Origin of the sequence: Pseudomonas sp. GZD-209 (genome assembly GCF_049310485.1) — a bacterium.
GTDB lineage: Bacteria > Pseudomonadota > Gammaproteobacteria > Pseudomonadales > Pseudomonadaceae > Aquipseudomonas > Aquipseudomonas sichuanensis.
In genome coordinates, this window is the sequence record NZ_JBMOWQ010000033.1 from 1 (window position 1) to 15,691 (window position 15,691).

12 protein-coding genes are annotated in these 15,691 nt (G+C 63.8%); 3 read left to right on the forward strand and 9 right to left on the reverse strand.

Annotated elements, in window-relative coordinates; genetic code table 11:
* Positions 1–80: 80 nt before the first annotated feature.
* Positions 81–1,181 (reverse strand): glycine-betaine demethylase subunit GbcB, encoded by a 1,101-nt coding sequence (gene gbcB, locus ACO6VM_RS05680; RefSeq protein WP_401057582.1) that lies wholly within the window; start codon positions 1,179–1,181, stop codon positions 81–83.
* A gap of 296 nt (positions 1,182–1,477) precedes the next feature.
* Between gbcB and gbcA the strand changes: the two genes are divergently transcribed.
* On the forward strand, positions 1,478–2,770 hold the full coding sequence (gbcA, locus tag ACO6VM_RS05685) for a glycine-betaine demethylase subunit GbcA (protein WP_401057581.1): 1,293 nt from the start codon (positions 1,478–1,480) through the stop codon (positions 2,768–2,770).
* A 1,079-nt stretch (positions 2,771–3,849) separates the two neighbouring features.
* On the opposite strand, the gene ACO6VM_RS05690 is transcribed toward gbcA, so the two are convergent.
* From ACO6VM_RS05690 to ACO6VM_RS05715, 6 genes are all read right to left on the reverse strand, one after another.
* On the reverse strand, positions 3,850–4,620 hold the full coding sequence (locus ACO6VM_RS05690; protein WP_390966257.1) for an electron transfer flavoprotein subunit beta: 771 nt from the start codon (positions 4,618–4,620) through the stop codon (positions 3,850–3,852).
* Between the two features lie 10 nt (positions 4,621–4,630).
* The gene (locus ACO6VM_RS05695) at positions 4,631–5,863 is read right to left on the reverse strand and encodes an electron transfer flavoprotein subunit alpha/FixB family protein (protein ID WP_401057580.1); all 1,233 of its coding nucleotides are present in this window, start codon (positions 5,861–5,863) and stop codon (positions 4,631–4,633) included.
* Complete coding sequence (gene dgcB, locus ACO6VM_RS05700) at positions 5,863–7,815, reverse strand: dimethylglycine demethylation protein DgcB (RefSeq protein WP_401057579.1); 1,953 nt, start codon at positions 7,813–7,815, stop codon at positions 5,863–5,865. The genes ACO6VM_RS05695 and dgcB overlap by 1 nt, the downstream gene beginning before the upstream one ends.
* 48 nt (positions 7,816–7,863) lie before the next feature.
* A complete protein-coding gene (dgcA, locus tag ACO6VM_RS05705; protein WP_422402903.1) occupies positions 7,864–9,924 on the reverse strand; it encodes a dimethylglycine demethylation protein DgcA in 2,061 nt (686 codons plus the stop codon).
* Positions 9,925–9,939: 15 nt separating this feature from the next.
* Positions 9,940–10,470, reverse strand: coding sequence for a DUF5943 domain-containing protein (locus ACO6VM_RS05710; RefSeq protein WP_110992263.1), 531 nt, complete (start codon positions 10,468–10,470; stop codon positions 9,940–9,942).
* 78 nt (positions 10,471–10,548) lie between these two features.
* Entirely contained in the window at positions 10,549–11,526 is a 978-nt protein-coding gene (locus tag ACO6VM_RS05715) for a dipeptidase (RefSeq protein ID WP_139667934.1), read from the reverse strand.
* Between the two features lie 285 nt (positions 11,527–11,811).
* On the opposite strand from ACO6VM_RS05715, the gene ACO6VM_RS05720 reads away from it, so the two are divergent.
* Positions 11,812–12,213 (forward strand): lysozyme inhibitor LprI family protein, encoded by a 402-nt coding sequence (locus tag ACO6VM_RS05720; protein ID WP_125857144.1) that lies wholly within the window; start codon positions 11,812–11,814, stop codon positions 12,211–12,213.
* 184 nt (positions 12,214–12,397) lie between these two features.
* Here the strand turns inward: ACO6VM_RS05720 and ACO6VM_RS05725 are convergent, their stop codons facing one another.
* Both ACO6VM_RS05725 and ACO6VM_RS05730 read right to left on the reverse strand, forming a co-directional pair.
* Positions 12,398–13,486 (reverse strand): metallophosphoesterase, encoded by a 1,089-nt coding sequence (locus tag ACO6VM_RS05725; RefSeq protein ID WP_401057577.1) that lies wholly within the window; start codon positions 13,484–13,486, stop codon positions 12,398–12,400.
* A gap of 76 nt (positions 13,487–13,562) precedes the next feature.
* Positions 13,563–14,528 carry a GlxA family transcriptional regulator gene (locus tag ACO6VM_RS05730; RefSeq protein ID WP_401057576.1) on the reverse strand — a complete coding sequence of 322 codons (966 nt, stop codon included), beginning with the start codon at positions 14,526–14,528 and terminating at the stop codon, positions 13,563–13,565.
* Positions 14,529–14,674: 146 nt separating this feature from the next.
* Between ACO6VM_RS05730 and choX the strand changes: the two genes are divergently transcribed.
* Positions 14,675–15,619, forward strand: a complete 945-nt coding sequence (choX, locus tag ACO6VM_RS05735; RefSeq protein WP_390966269.1) for a choline ABC transporter substrate-binding protein — start codon at positions 14,675–14,677, stop codon at positions 15,617–15,619.
* Positions 15,620–15,691 lie beyond the last annotated feature (72 nt).

The window sequence follows — 15,691 nt, forward strand, 5'->3', positions numbered from 1 at the left end:
TATCTCGACCTCGGCGCCCTCTCGTCTGTATTCCATCCGGCCTCTACCCCCCCCCCCCCCCCCGCGATGCTTTCAACGGATCAATACTCGATCCGCACATCCCCCTTCGGCACACTGCAGCACGACAGGATGTAGCCCTCGGCCTCGTCCTCTTCGGTGATCCCGCCGTTGTGCTCCATCTCCACCTCGCCACCCAGCTTGAGCACCTTGCAGGTGCCGCAGATGCCCATGCCACAGGCCTTGGGAATCATCAGCCCGACCTTGGCCGCCGCCGCATGCACGGTCTCGCCCGGGGCCACGCGAATGCTCTTGTCGCTGCCGACGAACTCCACCAGGTTGAGGTCGGCCGCGTCCACTTCCGGCGCATCGGCCGCCGCTTCCGCGTGCTCCACCGCATCGGCCTTGGCCTCGGGCGGCGTCGCGCCGAACGACTCCTCGTGATAGTTCTTCATGTCGAAGCCGACCGCCTCGAGCATGCGCTTGACCGCGCTCATGTAGGGCGTCGGGCCGCAGCAGAAGATGGTGCGCTCCAGGTAGTCCGGGGCGATCAGCTCCATCAGGCGCTGGTTGAGGTAGCCGCGATAGCCGGCCCACGGCTCGCCCAGCCCGTGCTTCTCGCAAATGATGTGCAGGCTGAAGTTGGGGATGCGCGAGGCCATCTGCTCCAGCTCGCGGTGGTAGATGATGTCCTTCGGTGAACGGGCGCTGTGCACGAACACCATGTCGACATTGGCGTTGGTGTCGTAGAACCAACGGGCCATGGACATTACCGGGGTGATACCGACACCGCCGGACAGGTACAGCGTCTTGCCCGCCGGGAAATCGATGGCGTTGAACAGCCCCACCGGCCCGTGCACCGGCAGCTCGGTGCCTTCGTGCATGGTGTCGTGGAGGAAGTTCGAGACCAGCCCGCCCGGCACGCGCTTGACGGTGATCGAGAAACTGTAGGGCACCGACGGCGAGCTGGAGATGGTGTACGAACGCATCACCGGCTTGCCTTCGATTTCCAGCTCCAGGGTGACGAACTGCCCGGGCTTGAAGAAGAACATGATCGGCTGGTCGGCCATGAAGCAGAACGTGCGCACATCCCAGGTTTCCTGGATGACCTTGACGCAGCGCACGATGTGGCGGCCATTGGCCCAGGTCTGGGTGGTGACCGGGTTGAGGAAGGTATCGGACATGTTCATCTCCAGCAGCCGACTGTCGGCCTTTCTTATGGCTCCGATAATGCGCAACGCGAGGGCTGCGTACATTCCCATCCGCGACATCGGCGTGCTTATCGCGACCAGCCCCACGCTACAAGGGTTGGCGCGTCGGAATTCGATGCGGCCATGTCGCCCATGGATATGGTTCCCGACGCCTTCGAACGCACACTCCTCGGCAAAACAACACGCTGTTTATCCAAAGCAGCAGCCCTGCGGCAAACAACAACGATTAGCCACTTCTGTCGGCCGCACGCGGCCCCGAGGACCACACGATGGACGTCACCGCAACCCTGAGCCTGGGCGACCCACTGGAACCCGCACGCAAGGCCACCGCCGAGATGCTGCAGACCCGCGAGCGCACCTACTCGCTGCCGCAACCTTTCTACAGCGACGAGCGCCTGTTCCAGATCGACATGCAGGAGATCTTCCACAAGGAATGGCTGATCGCCGGCATGGTTTGCGAGATCCCGACCAAGGGCAACTACATCACCCTGCAGATCGGCAAGAACCCGATCATCGTGATTCGCGGTGCCGAAGGTAAGGTGCATGCCTTCCACAACGTCTGCCGCCACCGCGGTTCGCGCCTGTGCGTCAGCGACAAAGGCAAGGTGGCCAAGCTGGTCTGCCACTACCACCAGTGGACCTACGAACTCGATGGCCGCCTGCTGTTCGCTGGCACCGAGATGGGCGCCGACTTCGACATGAACCAGTACGGCCTCAAGCCTGTGAACGTGAAGGTGGCCGGTGGCTACATCTTCATCAGCCTGGCCGAGAACCCGCCGGCCATCGACGAGTTCCTGGCGACCCTCGACCACTACATGGAACCGTACGACATGGAGAACACCAAGGTGGCGGTGCAGACCACCTTGATGGAGAAGGCCAACTGGAAGCTGGTGCTGGAGAACAACCGCGAGTGCTACCACTGCAGCGGTTCGCACCCGGAGCTGTTGAAGACGCTGCTGGAGTGGGACGACACCAACGATCCGCGCGCCAGCCAGGAATTCAAGGACCATGTGGCCGCCTCGGCCGCCGCCTGGGAAGCCGAGAAAATCCCTTACCTGCACAAGAGCCACGGCCTGCGTAACCGCATCGTGCGCATGCCGCTGCTCAAGGGCACCGTGTCGATGACCATGGACGGCAAGGTGGCCTGCAAGAAGCTGATGGGCCGCATCCAGAACCCCGACCTGGGCTCGATGCGCATCCTGCACCTGCCGCATTCGTGGAACCACTGCATGGGCGACCATATGATCGTGTTCACCGTGTGGCCGATCAGTGCGCAGGAGACCATGGTCACCACCAAGTGGCTGGTGCACAAGGATGCGGTGGAGGGGGTGGACTACAACCCTGAAGAAATGCGCAAGGTGTGGGATGCCACCAACGACCAGGACCGTCGCCTGGCCGAAGAGAACCAGCGCGGGATCAACTCCACCGCCTATCAACCGGGGCCGTACTCGAAGACTTACGAGTTTGGTGTGGTGAACTTCATCGACTGGTACAGCCAGCGCGTGCTGGAGAACCTGGGGGCGGAGCCGGCGCCTTATCTGAAGGAAGTGAAGGCGCAGTAACTGCTCCCCCGCGCTTTGGCATCGCCTGCCAAGGCGCGGGGCTCAACCTCAAGAACCTTTGCGAATACCCGAACCGACGCTTTCAGGATCACTGGCCTGCATTTTTACTGGCGTTCGCTAGGAGACAAGCCAGCTACCGACGCTGCAGACGCCGGAGTTGATCCCCCTGCCAGCAGCACGCAGGCCAGGCCCAGACCTGTGACCTCAAACACCCCTTTCCCAAGTACACGTGCATGCGATATGCCGTGGGTGTGCGCATCACTCCAGCATTTGACGCCGACAGGCCGCCCAAGCAGAGTCGTTCCCAGCGGCTCCTAGCGTGTTCTGCATTGCGCTTGTCACGGCCAATCGCCTGGAACGCGAGTGGATACTGGCAAAAAGGACAGGTACGTGGAATTGGTTATCCACAGACAAGCAGGCTCACGCTGTGCACAACGGCTGACAGGTCAGCGTCGTCACACCCCTGATGAATTGGCTGTTTTTTGATCAAATCTCTACAGCCCTCATGTACAAAGGCTCACAGCCCTCTGCAAACACATTGTCCACAGAGCCACCAACAAAGAATGTGGGAAAACCGGGCTGGGCTGAAACTGGCTGTGGAAAAGTCCGGAAAGCCTAGATAATCAGCGGGGTTACCTGACTTTATCGGCAATAGATCAAAAAACGATCAATTCTTTGTAAGCCAGTAAACTCAAGGCCTGCAGTAATGGGCGAACACGTTATCCACACACCGGCCAACAGCGATTGTGGGCAATTTTGCGGGCTCGGGTCTCGAAAATGAAATCAACGACTGATCATAAATTGATCAACCCCTTGAACCCGTTGATTTCAAAGGGCTGCAGCATTGCGCAAACACTTTGTCCACAGCTTGGCGAACAGATTTCGGGGGTAAGATTTTTCGCCGTGCACTCACAGTGGGCACGCGCACCCTGTGGGAGCGGCTTTAGCCGCGAAGCAGGCGATGCGGTGGATGGCACCGGCTCCGCCGGTGTTCGCGGGTAAACCCGCTCCCACTGGGTTAGCGCCAGGCCGAACGCTGCGCAATCCTGTGGAAGCAGGGCTTGAATGGCAGGGTTTGCTCAGCGCAAGACCCCCTCCTCCACCAGCAGCTTGAGGATCGCCTCGGCGCCTTCCTGGGGCGACACATCCTTCAGCACCTTGCCCCCGCCGCCACTGGCCTTGGCCGTGGCGGCCTTCATGCGGTCGGCACCGCTCTTGGCCTTGATCACCTTGAGCCGCTTGGGCCGTGGCCGCGCTGGCTGCAGGGCGTCATCACCCAGTACCGGGTCGTCCACCACCGCCACATCAAAGGGCGCCAGCACCCCGCGCCGCGCCGGGCCGAAGGCGCTCTGGCGGGGTTTGGGCGCGGCGTTATCCACAGTTGCCAACAAGGGCAGGCGCACCTTCAAGCGGCGCCGCTGGCCCCGTGGCAGGGCTTGCAGCACCTGGGCGGTACCGTTGTCGATCGATTCCACCTCGGCCAGCCCGACTACCAGCGGCCAACCGAGCTTCTCGGCCAACAGGAACGGCAGCATGCCCGAGCCTTCCCCGGTCTCCGCCTGGCTGCCAGTCAGCACCAACTGGGCGCCGGCATCGCGCAGGTAGTCGCCCAACACGCCCAGTACATCGGCGCCAGCGGGCTGCTCCAGTACATCCAGGTGCTCCAGCCCCATGCCCAGGTAGGCACGCAAGGCCTCTTCGTGGGGATCACCGGCATGCACCACCTGCAAGTTATCCCCAGCCAGCTGCAAACCCAGCTCCACCGCGCGGGCATCCTGCTCGGCGCGGCGCGCACGCCCGGAGCTGGGGTGGGCGCCGATCGACACCAGGCTGATGACTTTGGTACTCATGCTCGTGCCCCTATGCCGCGTCGCGCTGGCCGCCGCTGCGGTAGTTGTCCACAGCCTCGATCAGTGCCTTGAGAATCGCCGAGCTGTCGCCAATCACCGACAGGTCGGCCCGTTTGATCATGTCGCAGCCCGGGTCCATGTTGATCGCCACCACCTTGTCGCAGGCGCCGATGCCCTGCAGGTGCTGGATCGCGCCGGAGATACCCACAGCCACGTAGACCCGCGCCGTGACCCAGGTGCCGGTGGCCCCCACCTGGCGGTTGCGCGGCATGAAGCCGTCGTCCACCGCCACCCGCGAGGCGCCTTCGGTGGCGCCGAGGGCCTTGGTGGCCTGGTGGTACAGGTCCCAGTCCTTGACGCCGTTGCCGCCGGAGACGATGAACTCGGCCTCGGCCATGGCGATGGCGGCCGGGTCCACGGCCACCGAGCCGAGGTCCTCGATGCGCGACAGGCTGCGCGCCACGCCTGTGGACAACTCTACGGGCAGGGCTTCGTGGCGAGTTTCGCTCACAGGCTCTGCGCATTCGGCAGCGGCCAGGATCAAGCGTGGCAGGTCGCGCTGGATATCCTGCTGGCCGGCGCCGGCACGGCCGATGCACTGGCCGTCCTTGACCTGCCACACCCGCGTCGCCGGGCGTTCGCCCAGGGCCGCGCCAAAGCGCCGGCCGAGTTCCCCGCCACCAGTGCGGCTATCGGGCAACAGCCAGTGGCGCGGCGCGAACTGGTTATCCACAGCCCGCAGGCCCTGGACCAGTTGCTCCGGTGCATAACCCTCGAAGGCCTCGCCCTCGATAACCAGCAGGCGATCGACGCCGGCTGTGGAGAAGTTGCTTTCCTTGTGCTCGCCGAACACCACGGCCAGCACCGCGCCGTCACTGCCCGCCAGGCTGTGGGCCAGGCCGAGCAGGTCGCGGTCGTGGCTGCCGAGGCGACCGCCGACCATGTCCGGCACCACGGCGATGTAGAACGCAGGCTCGGCCACCTGATGCAGCGGCAGCTGCACCTCGGCGGCGGCCGTGCGCCGCCCGCCGACACCGGTGCCCTGCTGGGCGCCGCTGCGGTCGATGCGCTTGAGGCCGCTGGGGCCGATGAAGCCGGCAGCGATCGCATGGGGGTTCTTGCGCATCAGGCCGTTGGGGCCCATCCAGCTGGTTTGTTGCGTCTGCATCGCTGCATGCAGCGGGTGCAGGCGGTTACGGGCGATCCACTCGGCGCGTGGGTCGCGGCGGATGATGTCGCTCATCAGTGCACCTCCGCAGGTTCACGTTTGCTGGCTGGCGACTTGGCGCTCGCCGGGGCTTCGTCTTCGATCAGCACATCGGCGACTAGCTCGGCCAGGTCCTTGATCTGTGGGCGCGGTTCGACCACGCCTTCGAGCATCGCCGTGCACTGTGGGCAACCCACGGCCACCAGCTCAGCCTCGGTCTCGCGGATATCGTCCATGCGCATGTCGGGGATACGTTGCTTGCCCGGGATGTCGGTGATCGGCGCACCGCCGCCACCGCCGCAGCAACGGGAACGGAAGCCCGAGCGCTGCATCTCGCGCACTTCGATACCCAAGGCCTTGAGCACGTCGCGCGGGGCCTCGTACTCGCCGTTGTAACGACCCAGGTAGCACGGATCGTGGTAGGTGACGCTGCCACCCTTGTGCTGGCCAAGGTTGAGCTTGCCGGCGGCGATCAGTTCGGCGATGTAGGTGCTGTGGTGCTGCACCTGGTAGTCGCCGCCAAGCGCACCGTATTCATTCTTCAGCACATGGAAGCTGTGCGGGTCGCAAGTGACGATGCGCTGGAACTGGTACTTGGCCAGGGTCTGGATATTGCGTTTGGCCAGGTGCTGGAAGGTCGCTTCATCGCCCAGGCGACGGGCCACGTCACCGCTGTCGCGCTCTTCCAGGCCAAGCACGGCGAAGTCCACGCCGGAGGCCTTGAGCACTTTGACGAAGGCGCGCAGGGTGCGCTGGTTGCGCATGTCGAAGGCGCCATCGCCCACCCAGAACAGCACTTCGGTGCGCTGCACATCGCTGAGCAGTTGCAGGTTGAGGTCGGCCGCCCAGTTCATCCGCCCGCCGGGGGCGAAGCCGCCGGGGTTGTCGGTGGCGATCAGGTTGTCCAGCACCTCGGCGCCCTTGTTCGGGGTGGCGCCCTTTTCCAGGGTGAGGTGGCGGCGCATGTCGACGATGGCATCGACGTGCTCGATCATCATCGGGCACTCCTCCACGCAGGCGCGGCAGGTCGTGCACGACCACAGGGTTTCGGCATCGACCAGGCCGTTGACGATCGGCTGGTGCGGATGGCCGCCATGTTCACCGATCGGCTTGCCCGGATAGGGGCTGCCGGCGAAGGTGGCGTCGGTGCCACCGGCCAGGCCGATGACCATGTCCTGAATGAGCTTTTTCGGGTTCAGCGGCTGGCCGGCGGCGAACGCCGGGCACATGGCCTCGCACTTGCCGCATTGCACGCAGGCGTCGAAGCCGAGCAGTTGGTTCCAGGTGAAGTCCACCGGTTTTTCCACGCCCAGCGGCGCGTTCGGGTCTTCCAGGTCCAGCGGCTTGAGGCCGGTGGAGCGGCCGCCGCCGAAGCGCTCGGCGCGGCGGTGCCAGGCCAGGTGCAGGGCGCCGGCGAAGGCGTGCTTCATCGGCCCGCCCCAGGTCATGCCGAAGAACAGCTCGGACACGCCCCACAGCACACCGACGCCCAGCACCGCCACCAGCACCCAGCCACCGGTGCCTTGCGGCAGGATGCCGGCCACCGGCAGCGTGGCGATGAAGAAGCTCGCCGCGAACATCAGCAGGCTCTTGGGCAGGCGCATCCACGGGCCCTTGGACAGGCGCGAAGGCGGGTTGAGGCGGCGTTTGAAGACGAACAGGGCACCGGTGAACATGATCACCGTGGCCACCAGCAGGGCAAACCCAAGGATCTTGCTGTGCAGGCCGAAGCCGTGCACCAGGATCGCCAGCACGGCCGAGAGCACGAAGCCGCCGGCAGTGGCCACGTGGGTCTTGGACATGTACTTGTCGCGCTCGACCACGTGGTGCAGGTCCACCAGGTAGCGCCGCGGCATGGCCAGCAGGCCTTTGATCAGGTCGACCTGGCTCGGCCGCCCGCGCCGCCACATGCGCACCCGGCGCAGGGCGCCGAGCACCGCCAGGGCCAGCGCGGTGAACAGCAGGATGGGTAGAAGGGTGTTCAACATGGGAGGCTCCCACAGTGTTCCGCTACAGATGCCGCGTTGGTTCTGCGATCAGAAATCCTTGCACAGGCGCAAGGCGTCGTAGATCGCCGCATGCACGTTGCGCTGGGCCACGCAGTCGCCGATGCGGTACAGCAAGTAGCCCTCGCCCGGCTGGCTGAGGATCGGCTGCGGCTTGATGGCGAACAGCGCCTCGACGTCGATCTGGCCCTTGTTGCGCGAACCGTCTTTGAGCGCGTAGTACAACTGCTCGTCGGGACGCACGCCGTTCTCCACCACCACCTGGTCCACCACCCGCTCTTCCTTGGCGCCGGTGTACTCGTTCTCGAGCACCGCCACCAGCTTGTCGCCTTCGCGGTAGACCTTCTCCAGCATCATGTCGCCGGTCATGATCACTTCTTTGGGGTACATGCTGCGGTAGTAGGTGGGGAAGCTGGTGCCGCCCATGGCCACGCCCGGCTTGATGTCGTCGGTGACGATCTCGACCTGGCTGCCCTTGTCGGCGATGAAGTCCGCTGCGGACATGCCGGTGAACTCGCAGATGGTGTCGTACACCAGCACGTTCTTGCCCGGTGCAACCTTGCCGTCGAGCACGTCCCAGCTGCTCACCACCAGCCCTTCGGCAGCGCCCCAGTGCTCGTTCTGTTCGACGAACGGATGGCCGCCCACCGCCAGCACGATGATGTCCGGGCGCAGGTCCTGGATGGTCGCCACGTCAGCGGCGGTACCCAGGCGCAGGTCGATCTTCAGGCGGGCGAACTCCAGCTGGTACCAGCGGGTGATGCCGGCGATCTGGTCGCGCTGCGGGGCCTTGGCGGCGATGGTGATCTGCCCGCCGATCTGCTCTTTCTTCTCGAACACGGTGACATCGTGGCCACGCTCGGCGGCCACGCGGGCAGCCTCCATGCCGGCAGGTCCTGCGCCGACGATCACCACCTTGCGCTTGGCGCCGGTGGTCTTCTCGATGATGTGCGGCACGCCCATGTATTCACGGGAGGTGGCGGCGTTCTGGATGCACAGCACGTCCAGGCCCTGGTACTGGCGGTCGATGCAGTAGTTGGCGCCGACGCACTGCTTGATCTGGTCCACCTGGCCCATCTTGATTTTGGCGATCAGGTGCGGGTCGGCGATGTGGGCGCGGGTCATGCCCACCATGTCCACGTAGCCGCCTTCCAGAATGCGCGTGGCCTGGTTCGGGTCCTTGATGTTCTGCGCGTGCAGCACCGGGACCTTGACCACTTCCTTGATGCCGGCCGCCAGGTGCAGGAACGGCTCCGGCGGGTAGCTCATGTTGGGGATGACGTTGGCCAGGGTGTTGTGGGTGTCGCAGCCCGAGCCGACCACGCCGATGAAATCGAGCATGCCGGTGGCGTCGTAGTAGGCGGCGATCTGCTTCATGTCCTCGTGGCTGAGGCCATCGGGGTGGAATTCGTCGCCGCAGATACGCATGCCCACGCAGAAGTCGTCACCGACTTCCTTGCGCACGGCCTTGAGCACTTCGAGGCCGAACTTCATGCGGCCTTCGAAGGTGCCGCCCCACTCGTCGGTACGCTTGTTGACCCGTGGGCTCCAGAACTGGTCGATCATGTGCTGGTGCACCGCCGACAGCTCGACGCCGTCCAGGCCGCCTTCTTTGGCGCGGCGCGCAGCTTGCGCGTAGTTGCCGATGACGCGCCAGATCTCTTCCACTTCGATGGTTTTGCAGGTGGCGCGGTGCACCGGTTCACGGATGCCCGACGGCGACATCAGGGTTGGCCAGTTGAAACCGTCCCAGCGCGAGCGACGGCCCATGTGGGTAATCTGGATCATGATCTTGGCGCCATGCTTGTGCATGGCGTCAGCCAGGTTCTGGAAGTGCGGAATGATGCGGTCGGTCGACAGGTTGACCGACGACCACCACTCCTGCGGGCTGTCGATGGCCACCACGGACGAGCCGCCGCAGATCGCCAGGCCGATGCCGCCCTTGGCCTTCTCTTCGTAGTACTTCACATAGCGGTCGGTGGTCATCCCGCCGTCGGTGGCATACACCTCGGCGTGCGCGGTGCTGAGCACACGGTTGCGGATGGTCAGTTTGCCGATCTGGATCGGCTGGAACATTGCTTCGAAGGCCATGACGCTATCTCCGGCTTACAACGGCTTTGTAACGAACAGGCCATCTTCGTGGCCTTCTTCCGACCCGCCATAGACCTGTTCGGCCACGGTGCGGATCGAGCTGCCGCGGGCAGCGAGAATCTGGTCCATGGCGCCGGCGAACCAGCCGGTGAACATGTAGTCGACCTTGCGGCCAACCTTGCCGTAGACATAGACGAACGCCGAGTGCTCGAGCTTGACGCTGCAGGTGCCTTTATCCAGGTCGATGTCCTGGATCTTGAACAGGCCCCAGCCACGCTGGCTCAGGCGCTTCATGTAGTGCTCGAACACCGCCACGCCTTCCAGGCCATGGCACTCGGCTTCTTTTTCGCACCAGTGCCAGGCGGACTTGTAGCCGGCCTTGTAGAGGATCTCGGCATAGGCGTCGGCGCCCAGCACTTCCTCGATGCCCATGTGGTTGTTGACGAAGAAATGCCGTGGCACGTAGAGCATCGGCAGGGCGTCGCTGGTCCAGACACCGGTCTCGCTGTCGACTTCGATTGGCAATTGCGGGGCGATCTTGGCCATGGAAACTCAACTCCAGAAAATTTTTGTATTTGGATGCCCCGGCGTTGCTGGCAGGGGCTTTCAGGCTCGGAGTGCGGCTTACTCGCCCCACACATCCTTGAGGACGTTCACCCAGTTCTCGCCCATGATCTTGCGCACCACGCGTTCGGAATGGCCGCGTTTGAGCAGGGTCTCGGTGAGGTTGGGGAACTCGCCGACAGTACGAATGCCGAGCGGGTTGATGATCTTGCCGAAGTTGGTCAGGCGACGGGCGTAGCCCTTGTCGTGGGTCAGGTACTCGAAGAAGTCCTGGCCGTGGCCCTGGGTGAAGTCGGTGCCGATACCGATGGCGTCTTCACCGACGATGTTCATGGTGTACTCGATGGCTTCGGCGTAATCGTCGATGGTCGAGTCGATGCCCTTGGCCAGGAACGGCGCGAACATGGTCACGCCGACGAAACCGCCGTGGTCGGCGATGAACTTGAGCTCTGCATCGGACTTGTTGCGCGGGTGCTCCTTGAGCCCCGACGGCAGGCAGTGCGAGTAGCACACCGGTTTCTTCGATTCGAGGATGACTTCTTCGGAAGTCTTGGAGCCGACGTGGGACAGGTCGCACATGATGCCGACGCGGTTCATTTCGGCGACGATCTCGCGGCCGAAGCCCGACAGGCCGCCGTCACGCTCGTAGCAGCCGGTGCCGACCAGGTTCTGGGTGTTGTAGCACATCTGCACGATGCCCACGCCCAGCTGCTTGAACACGTCTACATAGGCGATCTGGTCTTCGAACGCATGGGCGTTCTGGAAGCCGAAGAGGATGCCGGTCTTGCCCAGTTCCTTGGCCTTGCGGATATCGGCGGTGGTACGCACCGGCATCACCAGGTCGCTGTTGTCGCGGATCAGCTTCTGGCTGGAAGCGATGTTGTCGACGGTGGCCTTGAAGCCCTCCCACACCGACACGGTGCAGTTGGCCGCGGTCAGCCCGCCCTTGCGCATGTCTTCGAACAGCTCGCGGTTCCACTTGGCAATGATCAAACCGTCGATGACGATGCTGTCGGCGTGAAGTTCGGCTGGGCTCATCAGGCTGTCCCCTTTTATTGAGTTTGCTGGCGCCAAACCTTGTGTCGGCGCTTTGGGGCCAGCATATGCCTGCCGCCCGAGGCGCCCCGATGCAAAAACGACAGGGGGTTTGCCGAAAGCGTCAAAGGCCGAAACGGCACGCTCTGGCCTGCACCTCGCAGATGAGAGCCAGTCTCGACAACGTCCTTTGTAAGGCTTTGATGAACATTTCGTCAGGGAGCTATCGCCGCGCCCGAGGCTGAGCGAGAATCCCTGCGATTCGTCAGCCTGTTCAGGAGAAAACGGATGAAATCAATGGCATGGCTGGTCCTGCTGGCCGTCGCGTGCGGCGCCCAGGCCGCCGAGGAAGAAAGCACGCCCTGCGACAACGTCGAGACCGACCAGCAGGGCTATGCCTGCGCGGCCTACAACAAGCAGACCGCCGAGCGCGAGTTGAAGGCGGCCTACGACGACCTGATCCAGCGCATCCGCGACCAGTATGCGGATGAAAACGACAAGGCCGCGGCGCTGAGCGCGAAGATGGAGGCTGCGGAAAAACTCTGGGCCCAGCTGCGCGATGCCGACTGCAAGGTCGAGACCTACGCCGAGAAACCCGGCAGCAAGGCCTTCGAAGCCTCCTGGAACACCTGCGTGGCGCAGCGTAGCGATGAGCGGTCGGAGTATCTGCAGACCATCGGTCAGCAATGAATCAGGCAGGCAGAGCCTCTGTGAGAGCCGGCCCCCACAATGAACTTGCACGTCCGCTGTGGGAGCAACTGTCTTATCTTGTCAGTGCTGGCCTCATCGCTGGCAAGCCAGCTCCCACAGGTGCGATGCTGCCTCGAAGTTAGCGCGATCCATGTGGGAGCGGGCTTGCCCCGCGAAGGCTTGATCAGGCGCCGCGACGGTTCAGGTCGATCACCGTGCTTTCGCCGAATTTCCCATCCATGCTCACCACATCGACCTGCAGCTGCTGCCTGTTCCAGTCGAAGTTCAGCCGCAGGTAGGTACCCGCGTTCAAGGCGCCGGACTTGAAGTGCGGCACCTTGCCGAAGCCGCTGTGGTACTTGCCTACGTTCGAGTGCAGGTGACCGGAAAACACTGCGGCCACGTTATGAGCTTCCAGCAGTTTCGGCACTTCCCAGTGACGTTGCTCCTTGTCCACCCAGTATTCCGAGATATGCATGTTGACGATGACCACCTCGCCCCGGGCGGTGGCGTCCTCAAGCTGGCCTTTCAACCACTGCAGCGAGCGGGTGATGTTGAAATGGCGCTTGGGTTTCATGCTCCATCCGCCGCCGGTGCTCCACTGGCGCTCATAGGTCGGTTCGTTGTTCAACTGGATGATGCGCACACGGCCCACGGTCACCGAGTAGGACAGCGAGCCTTCGTGGGTGTCGTTTGCATAGCGGTAGTCGAAGGCGTTGACCGGTTGCATGGCCTGGACCCAGGCGATGTGGTCGCAGACGGCATCGCGGGCGCAGCCATTGTTGCTGCAGTCGTCAACGTTGTTTTCATAGTCGTGGTTGCCCAGCCCCGGCAGCAGCAGCGGGCCGCCAACACCGTTGGCCATCTTGCGGAACATCGCCTGCATCGCCGAGCGTTCGTTGCCATGGCCGTATTCGGTGATGTCACCGTTGACCACCACCGGCACATGGTAGGGAACGTCACGCTCGCGGGCGATTGCCTCATAGACCGGCGCGGTCTTGTGCCAGCCGGCCGAGTCGATCTCCTCGACGTACTCATCGAAACGTTGGCTCATGTAGCGGAAAGCCTGGGGATCGGAGGCGATGATCATCTTCTGCCGGCCATCGGGGTAGTCGGCCAGCTGGTTCCAGCCGGGCTGGTAGTAGTCCTGATACAGATCGGTGCTGGTGCTTTCACAACCTGGCACAGCGGCATGGGCCTGCCAGGGCGCCAGCATCGAGGCGAGCGCCAGCGAGCTGAACAGGTATTTGCTGAATCCATGCGTAGGAGACATCGTGACAATCCTTGGTTCTTTAATGGATTGCCTACGCTAGTTAATTACCGGTCTGACAATAATCGGGAAGTTCGCCCTATGCATTCACCGGGCGGTAGTCGGCGCCCGCCACCTGGCGGTCCTGCCGCGGGCACCGCTCGAAGCGTGCCCGGTAGCAGCGGGTAAAGTACGACGACGACTCGAAGCCGCAGGCAACCGCCACCTCCAGCACACTCATGTCGGTCTGGCGCAACAGCTGCCGGGCCTTGTCCAGACGCAAGCGCAGGTAGAAACCACTGGGTGTGTCGTCCAGGTGCAGGCGGAACAGCCGCTCCAACTGGCGCCGGGTGACCTGTATCGCCTCGGCCAGTACCTGGGTGTTAAGCGGCAGCTCGGTATTGCGCTCCATTTCGCCGATCACCTTCACCAGCTTCTTGTTGCGCAACCCATAGCGGCTGGCGATCTGCATGCGCTGGTGGTCCTGGCGCGGGCGGATGCGGCCGAGCACGAACTGCTCGGACACCTGCACCGCCAGCTCGCTGCCATGGGCCTGGGCGATCAGGTCGAGCATCAGGTCGATGGACGCGGTGCCGCCGGCACAGGTGATGCGCCGGCGATCGAGTTCGAACAGCTCCTGGGTCGCCTGCAGGCGCGGATAACGCTCCTTGAAGGCCTCCAGTGCCTCCCAGTGCAGGGTGGCGCGATAGCCATCGAGCAGGCCGGCCTCGGCCAGCACCATGGCGCCCGTGTCGATGCCGCCCAGCACCACGCCTTCATGGTCAAGACGGCGCAGCGCCTGCTGCAGTGCCGGCCCATAGCAGGCCAGCGGCTCGAAGCCGGCCACCACCAGCAGCAGGCGGACCTGCTCGCCTTCAGCCAGCGCGCCATCGGCATTCACCGACATGCCGTTGCTGGCCTGCACCGCCCCGCCATCGAGGCTGAGCACGCGCCACTGGTACAGCGCGCCACGAAAGCGATTGGCCACCCGCAGCGGCTCGATGGCGCTGATGAAGCCCATGGCCGAGAAGCCCGGCAACAAGAGGAAATGCAGCGTTTCCGACATCCCATGCTCCCCACAAAAAGTGGTCGCCTGCGTGCAAGTGTTGGTCGCCAGGGTGCGATTTCCCACCCCGTCACCAGCGTAGCGTGTTCTCACGGCCCGCAGAGGCCGGAACCCATAACAATATGCACTGCCGATGGAGAGCCACCATGCAACGCTTTATCCGCCGCAGCCTGTTGTCCCTCGCGCTCAGCACCACCGTAGTTACCCCCCTGTTCGCCGCCGAACCCGCCGCCTGCAAGGACGTGCGCCTGGGCGTGGTCAACTGGACCGACGTGATCGCCACCAGCGCCATGGCTCAGGTGCTGCTCGATGGCCTGGGCTACCAGACCAAGCAGACCAGTGCCTCGCAGCAGATCATCTTCGCCGGCATCCGCGACAAGCGCCTGGACATGTTCCTGGGTTACTGGAACCCGATCATGACCCAGACCATCACCCCGTTCGTGGCGGCCAGCCAGGTCAAGGTACTCGACAAGCCAAGCCTGGAGGATGCCCGCGCCACCCTGGCGGTACCGAAATACCTCGCCGACAAGGGTTTGAAGACGTTCGCTGACATCCACAAGTTCCAGAAAGAGCTGGGCGGCAAGATTTACGGCATCGAGCCGGGTTCCGGCGCCAACACCCAGATCAAGGCGATGATCGCCAAGAACCAGTTCGACCTGGGCAAGTTCCAGCTGGTCGAGTCCAGCGAGGCCGGCATGCTCGCCGCGGTCGACCGCGCCGTGCGGCGCAACGAGGCGGTGGTGTTCTTCGGCTGGGCGCCGCACCCGATGAACGTGAACATCGACATGGTCTACCTGGGCGACAGCCAGGACGCCCTCGGCCCGGACGAAGGCCGCGCCACGGTGTGGACGGTGACCGCGCCGGACTACGCCGAACGTTGCCCCAACGCCCACCGCCTGCTGACCAACCTCAGTTTCAGCGCCGAGGACGAGAGCCGCATGATGCAGCCGCTGCTCGACCACAAGGATGCGCTGGAATCGGCCCGCCAGTGGCTCAAGGACCACCCCGAGGACAAGGCCCGCTGGCTGCAAGGTGTGACCACCTTCGACGGCAAGCCGGCCGCCGACAACCTCAAGCTCACTGCCAACTGATCCGGCCTCTTCGCGGGTAAACCCGCTCCCCCCCAGCCCTCCCAACCCCTTTGGAGGGGAGTTGCCCCCAAA